Origin of the sequence: uncultured Cetobacterium sp. (assembly GCF_947039425.1) — a bacterium.
Taxonomy (GTDB): Bacteria; Fusobacteriota; Fusobacteriia; order Fusobacteriales; family Fusobacteriaceae; genus Cetobacterium_A.
Genome location: NZ_CAMQYW010000071.1, coordinates 1 through 7,383, shown reverse-complemented (window position 1 = coordinate 7,383; position 7,383 = coordinate 1). Strand labels below are relative to the sequence as shown.

The following is a 7,383-nucleotide window of genomic DNA, read 5'->3' as shown; positions in this document are numbered from 1 at the left end:
ACCTATATATTATGATTTTCATATATAAAAACTATTCTGAGAAATAATAGTTTAATTTTAGGCGTTTTAAGAAAAAAATGATATGATATAAGGATACTAAAAAAATGAAAAATATAAGGAGGAATAGTGGATAAGGATTTGAATTTAGAAACTGGGGATATAAAAAAACTATTAATAAAATATTCAATACCAGCAATAATTGGGATGTTAGTAAGTGCATTATATAATGTCGTTGATCGTATTTTTATAGGGAATATGGAAGGTGTTGGAGCATTAGCAATTACAGGAATAGGAATAACTATGCCGATAATAACAATAGTACTAGCTTTTGGAATGCTTATAGGAATAGGTGCAACTGCTAATATTTCAATAAAACTTGGGGAAAAAAAGAAGGAAAGTGCTGAAAAAATAATAGGAAATATTATAACTTTATCCATAATAATAGGAACTTTAATTACAATAGTTGGGATAATTTTTAAAAAAGATATTCTTATAGCTTTTGGAGCAAGTGAAAATACTATGATTTATGCTGAAAGATATATTGGGATAATTTTATATGGAAGTATTTTTAATGTTATGGGATATGCTTTGAATAGCACAATAAGGGCAGATGGAAATCCTAAAATTTGTTCAATTATAATGGTTGTTAGTTGTTTTTTAAATATAATATTAGATCCTATTTTTATATTCACTTTTAATATGGGAATAAAAGGAGCAGCTTATGCAACAGTATTATCACAAATTTTAACTACAATATTATCAATAGCTTATTATATGAGCAAAAAATCTAATTTAAAAATAAAAAAAATAAATTTAAGATTAGATTTGAGAATTGTAAAATTAATTTTAGCTATAGGAGTTTCTCCATTTGCTATGCAGTTAGCAGCGAGTATGGTTCAAGTAGTTAATAACAATGCGTTAAAGATATATGGTGGAGATTTAGCTATAGGTGCCATGGCTACGGTTAATGCTATAGCTTTATTGTGTTTTATGCCTGTGTATGGAATATCTCAGGGTGCACAACCAATTATAGGATATAACTTTGGAGCAAGACAATATAAAAGAGTAGAAAAAACATATAAATTATCAGCAAATATAGGAATCTTATTTTTCTTAGTAGCTTTATTCTTTATTCAACTTTTTCCACAAGAGATAATAGGACTATTTAATAAAAATCCTAATATTATGAAAATGTCTGTTACAGGAGTTCGGATATATTTAATTGCAATGCCTGCAATAGCACTTGGAATGGCAGGAAGTAATTATTTCTTGGCTATAGGGAAAGGGAAAGCTGCTATGTTTTTAAGTTTACTTAGACAAGTTGTTTTATTAGTTCCTTTGATAATACTTCTGTCTAAAACATTTGGTTTAATTGGAATCTGGATGGCTCAACCTATTTGTGATTTAATAGCAGCTGGAGTTACATTATATATGGTTGTAAATAATTTGAAAATATATAGAAAATTAGATTAAAAATAGATTGACAAAATCTCTAAAATAGATTATTAAATTAGTATGTCTTTTATTTAATTTATAAGGAGAATGAGATGGGAAGAATGAAATTAGACCAAAGTTATGAGGAAAATTTTTATTTTGATGATTTAGAAAAATATGAAGATAGCTTTCAAAAGAAAAAACCTTTGAAAATGAAAAAGGATTTTAAAGAAAAAACGAAAGAAAAAAATAATAATAGAAAAAAGGAGTTTTATGATTTTATAAAGTCTAATGAAAAAATAGATATAAAATAGTAGTAAAATACCCTTTAACTTTTTTAGTTGCAAAATTAAAATTATACGTGTATACTAAAAAAAAATAGGAGGTAAGGAAATATGTATGGTGAGATAAGTTTAAATAGTAAAAATACATTTTTAAGAAAAGTATTTTTACAGATGTTTTTAGGTTTAATTGTGACGGGAATTGTAGCAGTTAGTGTTGCTTCAAATAGTCCAGCAATATCTTTTGTATCTAGATATATGAATTTAATAATAATTGGTGAATTATTATTAGTTTTAGGAATTAATTTTGGATTAAGAAAAATGAGTAGTAGTACAGCAAAATTGTTATTTTTAGCATATTCAGGAATGAATGGGATGGTATTATCAATTGTAATGCTAATGTATAGTGTTAGTTCTGTAGTATATGTATTAGGAGTAACATCTTTAATTTTTGTTGGAATGAGTATATATGGATTAAAAACAAAAGAGGATTTGTCGTCATATTCAGGATTTTTTAAAGGCGGTTTAATTACTCTTGTGATAGTATCTCTTTTAAATCTGTTTCTTAAAATAAGTATTTTAGGATGGTTCATATCTGTTTGTGCAGTAGTTTTATTTACAGCATTAATAGCCTATGACATTAACAAAATAGTAAAAATAGTAAATAATAATCAAATGACAGATGAAGATTTTGAAAAATTTTCAACAATTGGCGCTTTAATGTTATATCTAGACTTTGTTAATTTATTCTTAAATTTATTAAGACTATTTGGAAAGAAAAATAATTAAAAAAAATGAGGGAAAGTTAAAACTGACCCTCATATTTCGCGCCCAAGATATACAGTCCGATAATATTACAATAGAGAACAAAGAAAAAAGGATAAAATTATCCTTCAATCCACTCTGTTTTTTCTAGTATCTCTTCAATTAATTTATGCCCCATCTCTGGATGAATCGTTTCTTCATGAGAAATTGTAGCAATAGCCATCGCCATTGATATTTTTACTAATTCTTTAATAGAAAGTTTATTTATGTATCCATAACCTAAACCAGCTACAAAAGAATCTCCAGCTCCTGTTACATTTTTAACAATTACATCTTTAGCTTTTAAAGTTCCTCTTTCAGATTTATTAGCATAATATATTCCATCTGCATCAAGACTTATAAAAATATTAGTTAGTCCTAAATTTAAAAAGTAGTCACCAACTTTATCTAAATCTTCTTTTGTGTTTATTTTAATTCCAGATAAAACCTCAGCTTCAATTCTATTGGGTTTTATAGTATGAAAATATTTGATTAAATGCTTTACTTTTTCTGCCTTAGTTGATGAAATAGGATCTAAAATAAATTTAGTTTTTCCTTGAAATTTACGTAATAAATATTCTAAAATTATAGGATCATCAGCATCTAAAAATGTGTATTCTGAATTTTCAAACATAACACTTTTTGAATCTATAAATTCAGTAGTCATAGCGCTAATGCTATCTAAATCAGCTACAGCAGAAACCATCTCACCTGATTGATCCAATACAGCCATATAAGTTGGTGTACTTTGACCTTCTAATATTAAAGAATTTCTCATATCATATCCTATTTTCAATGAATGAGTTAACATTGAACGACCAATTTCGTCATCTCCAATAATTGAAATAAATTTAGTTTTAACTCCAACTCTAGCCATATTCTCAGCTATATTTCTTGAAACTCCACCAAAAGATATTTTAATCTTTCCTGGAATTGAATCACATGTTTTGTATGATGAACTACAAAATCCAAACATATCTACAACAGAAGCACCAAAAACTAGTATATATTTATGCCCGTTTAGACAATCAATCATTATATATCCTCCTAAATAAAAAAAATGAAATAACTATATTGTAACAGATTTTCTGCAAAATTCAAAGTATAAAAATTATTATTTTCACATATGTTTTATAATCATTTTGTTTGGTTTGAAAAAAAAAGATTCGTTCAATATATACATGTTAAACTATAATTCCATTATTATATGTTGTATCTTTTAAAATTTTTCCATCTTTATCATACTCTATATGAACTCCGTGAGGAAGATTATTTTTAAATAAACAAATTGATTTTAATTGTCCATTATCAAACCATTCAGAACTTAAACCTTCAGCTATTCCATTTCTTGAAAAAATTTCAGATCTAATTTTTCCATTATCATACCATTCTTTTCCCTCTCCATCAATCAAACCATTTTTAAAATTATTTTCTGTTCTTAATTGTCCATTATCAAACCAAGTTCTACTTTTCCCATTTTTTTCATTATTAAAATAAGTAAGTTCTGTTTTTAATAATCCATTTGGATACCATTCTTTAGACTCTCCATCTAAATTTCCATCTAAAAAAAATGATTCAGATTTTACTTGATTATTAGGATACCAAGTTTCACTTCTGCCATTTAATTTTCCTTTTACATAATTACATTTTCCTTGTAAAACTCCATTATCAAACCAAGTTAAACTTTCCCCCTCCAATAATCCATTAATATAAATAGATTTAGATTTTAAATTTCCTTTTGTATAATAGATATTAACTGTTCCATTAATAATTCCATCTATAAAAGGGATTTCAGTTTCAATATTTCCATTTACATATTTACAAATTCCTATTCCTGTAAATGGAATGTCAGATGATTTTCTATAAATTGTATCATTTTTATTTTCCAATTGATTAAATTCTAAAGTAAGATTCATTTAATTCCTCCGTATATATTTATATAAAATATGCTATCACAATATAAAAATAAAATCAAAATAAAGATTAATAAAAATATGTGTTGTTTACAATTTATTAAAATAAATGGTATAATATATTCTTAAAGAAAAAGATTTTAAAAAGGAGTAAAAGTTGAATAATTTTAATGAATTAAATATTAATGAAAATATAATAATACAATTAAGTAAGAGTGGAATAAAATCTCCAACAGAGATTCAAGAAGAGGTAATCCCTCAAGTTTTAAATGGTAAAGATGTAATAGCTCAAGCAAATACCGGAAGTGGAAAAACATTGGCTTTTGTTCTTCCCTTAGTGCAAACATTAAAAAATGGGAATCAACCTCAAGGATTAATAATAACACCTACAAGAGAACTTGCTATTCAAATTTCTCAAGAAATAGAAAAAGTAAACGATGAAAAAAAATTGAAAGTTTTACTGGCTTATGGTGGAAGAGAGATCGCAGGACAAATTGAAAATTTGAAAAAAGGAGTAGATATTGTTGTTGGAACTCCAGGAAGATTAGTAGATTTAATTAAAAGAAATGCAATAGATTTATCGAAAGTTAAAATGTTCGTTTTAGATGAGGTAGATCAAATATTGATGATGGGATTTAGAAATGAAATAGATACTATTATTCCGACTCTAAATAAAAAGAGACAAACTCTTTGTTTCTCAGCAACAATAGATACTCAAGTAAAAAAGGTTGCTTATAAAATAACAAAGGAAGCTCTATCTATCTCTGTTAAAAGTACTGAAGATAAGTTAGCTAATATTAAGCAGTTTCTAATAAGAACAACAGATAGAAGAAAAGAGGATACTCTTTGTCTATTATTAAATGAAACGAATCCTTTTATGGGTATAATATTTTGTAGAACAAAAGCTAGAGTAGATAAATTAGAACAAGAATTAAGTATAAAAGGATACTCTTGTCAAAAATTACATAGTGATATTCCACAAGCTAAAAGAGAGAAAATAATGAAGTCGTTTAAAAATGTAGATTTTCAATTTTTAATAGCAACTGATGTTGCAGCAAGAGGAGTAGACATAACAGGAGTTACACATATCTTTAATTACGATATTACTGAAGATGTTGAAAGTTATATTCACAGGATTGGAAGAACAGGAAGAGCAGGAGATAAGGGTGAAGCTTATGTCTTTGTAACTGATAGAGATCTTAAAATGTTAGAAGAAATTGAAAATACATTAGATATTACAATTGAAGAAAAAGAAGTAGAATATGTTTCTGGTGTTATGTCTAGTTTAGAACTTCCTAAAACAAAATATAATAAAAAAATAAATGCAAGAACTAAAAATATAGAGGAACAAAAAGATAGATACAGAAGAGGATAATTATACTTGGAGGGAAGGTCATGGATAGAATACAAAAACAAATGAAATTTTTATACGAAATTGATTTAGTAAAAGATATTTTTAGACAATCTTTAGTTGTAAATGGGAAAAGAGAGGAAAATGATGCTGAACATAGTTGGCATATGGCAATGGTTGCTATAACCTTAAAAGAGTATTTTCCTAAAGAAGTTAATTTAGAAAAAGCTTTAAAAATGATTTTAATACATGATTTAGTAGAGATATATGCTGGAGACACTCCTGCTTTTGGCCCAGATAGATCAGATAAATTAGAAGCTGAGATAAATGCCGCTAAAAAACTGTTTGCTATTTTACCAGAAGATCAAGAAAAAGAGATGGTAGAATTATGGTTAGAATTTGAAGATTGTAAAAGTAATGAAGCTATATATGCTAATGTTTGCGATAAGTATCAAGGATTTATGCAAAATGTAACATCCAATGGGCATACATGGGAAAAATTTAAAGTTCCTATGGAAAAAGTTATAGATAGAACTAAACTTTTAAAAGAATATCTTCCAGAATTATATGAAAAACATATTCTTCCAGAACTAGAAAAATATAAAGAAAAAGGAATAATAAGATAAAAAACAAAAAAAAGCTTATAAAGTATTGACAATTAAAGGTTTTATGAGTATAATCGGTTAAAGATACCATTATATAAGGGTTTTCAGTTTGTAGTATCTGTATTTGGTTTATTTGGTTCTTTCTATTTTTATATAATAGTTTGAGGAGGAAAAATAATGACAAAAAAAGAGTTTATCGATTTATTTGCAAAAACAGGAGATTACACTAAAAAAGATTCAGAAAAGGCAGTTAAGTTATTTTTAGACTTAGTTGAACAAAAACTAATCGAAGGAGAACCAGTATCATTTATCGGTTGGGGGAAATTTGAAGTTGTTACAAGAGCAGCAAGAGCAGTTAGAAATCCACAAACAGGTAAAAAAATGAAATTAAAAGAAAAGAAAGTTGTAAAATTCAGAGTAGGAAAAACTTTAGAAGAAAAAATCATGTAGTTTATATAATTTGTAAATGGCTTCGAACAGAAATTCTTTATGAGAATAAATTCGAAGCTTTTTTTATGAAAAAGAGGTGGAAATGAAAGTTGTAATAAATAATATTAATGTATCAATATCTAAAAATCAAAATAAAGAATTAGAAAATGAAGTTTTAAAAAGAGGAATAAAAAAAGATAATATAGAAAAAATAGAGTATATTAAAAGATCAATTGATAGTAGAAAAAAAAGTGATATTAAGTTTGTCTATAATATAGAGATTACTTTAAAAAAAGAAATCAATATAGAGAATTTAGATGTTAATCTTTCTAAAAAAATAGAAAAATTAAACTTTAAAAAAATAGAGGGGATAGAGAGAGTTGCAATTATAGGAAGTGGTCCAGCTGGACTATTTTCAGCTCTTAGACTTTGTGAACTTGGAATTAAACCAGTAATATATGAACGTGGTGAAAAAGTTGAAAATAGAGATAAAACAATAAATCATTTTGTTAATTTTAGTATTTTAAATGAAAACTCTAATATACAATTTGGAGAGGGAGGAGCAG

General features: G+C 26.3%; 9 protein-coding genes. 7 read left to right on the top strand and 2 right to left on the bottom strand.

Annotation, left to right across the window (positions count from 1 at the left end; genetic code table 11):
* The first annotated feature begins 126 nt into the window (after positions 1 to 126).
* The 3 genes from Q0V09_RS05440 (at position 127) to Q0V09_RS05430 (ending at position 2,504) form a co-directional block, all read left to right on the top strand.
* Positions 127 to 1,473 (top strand): MATE family efflux transporter, encoded by a 1,347-nt coding sequence (locus Q0V09_RS05440; RefSeq protein ID WP_297487530.1) that lies wholly within the window; start codon positions 127 to 129, stop codon positions 1,471 to 1,473.
* A gap of 74 nt (positions 1,474 to 1,547) precedes the next feature.
* Entirely contained in the window at positions 1,548 to 1,748 is a 201-nt protein-coding gene (locus tag Q0V09_RS05435; RefSeq protein ID WP_297406716.1) for a hypothetical protein, read from the top strand.
* Positions 1,749 to 1,829: 81 nt separating this feature from the next.
* A complete protein-coding gene (locus tag Q0V09_RS05430; protein ID WP_297487529.1) occupies positions 1,830 to 2,504 on the top strand; it encodes a Bax inhibitor-1/YccA family protein in 675 nt (224 codons plus the stop codon).
* Positions 2,505 to 2,601: 97 nt separating this feature from the next.
* On the opposite strand, the gene Q0V09_RS05425 is transcribed toward Q0V09_RS05430, so the two are convergent.
* Positions 2,602 to 3,555 (bottom strand): carbohydrate kinase family protein, encoded by a 954-nt coding sequence (locus Q0V09_RS05425; protein WP_297406719.1) that lies wholly within the window; start codon positions 3,553 to 3,555, stop codon positions 2,602 to 2,604.
* A gap of 148 nt (positions 3,556 to 3,703) precedes the next feature.
* Positions 3,704 to 4,435, bottom strand: coding sequence for a toxin-antitoxin system YwqK family antitoxin (locus tag Q0V09_RS05420; RefSeq protein ID WP_297487527.1), 732 nt, complete (start codon positions 4,433 to 4,435; stop codon positions 3,704 to 3,706).
* A gap of 154 nt (positions 4,436 to 4,589) precedes the next feature.
* Here Q0V09_RS05420 and Q0V09_RS05415 point away from each other — a divergent pair, with 154 nt between their 5' ends.
* The 4 genes from Q0V09_RS05415 to Q0V09_RS05400 all read left to right on the top strand — a co-directional run.
* Positions 4,590 to 5,807, top strand: a complete 1,218-nt coding sequence (locus tag Q0V09_RS05415; RefSeq protein WP_297406721.1) for a DEAD/DEAH box helicase — start codon at positions 4,590 to 4,592, stop codon at positions 5,805 to 5,807.
* Between the two features lie 20 nt (positions 5,808 to 5,827).
* Positions 5,828 to 6,409, top strand: coding sequence for an HD family hydrolase (locus Q0V09_RS05410; RefSeq protein WP_297406722.1), 582 nt, complete (start codon positions 5,828 to 5,830; stop codon positions 6,407 to 6,409).
* A 156-nt stretch (positions 6,410 to 6,565) separates the two neighbouring features.
* Positions 6,566 to 6,838, top strand: a complete 273-nt coding sequence (locus Q0V09_RS05405) for an HU family DNA-binding protein (protein ID WP_297487525.1) — start codon at positions 6,566 to 6,568, stop codon at positions 6,836 to 6,838.
* 82 nt (positions 6,839 to 6,920) lie between these two features.
* Positions 6,921 to 7,383 (top strand): FAD-dependent monooxygenase (locus Q0V09_RS05400; protein ID WP_297487523.1); only part of this gene is annotated, 463 nt, incomplete at its 3' end.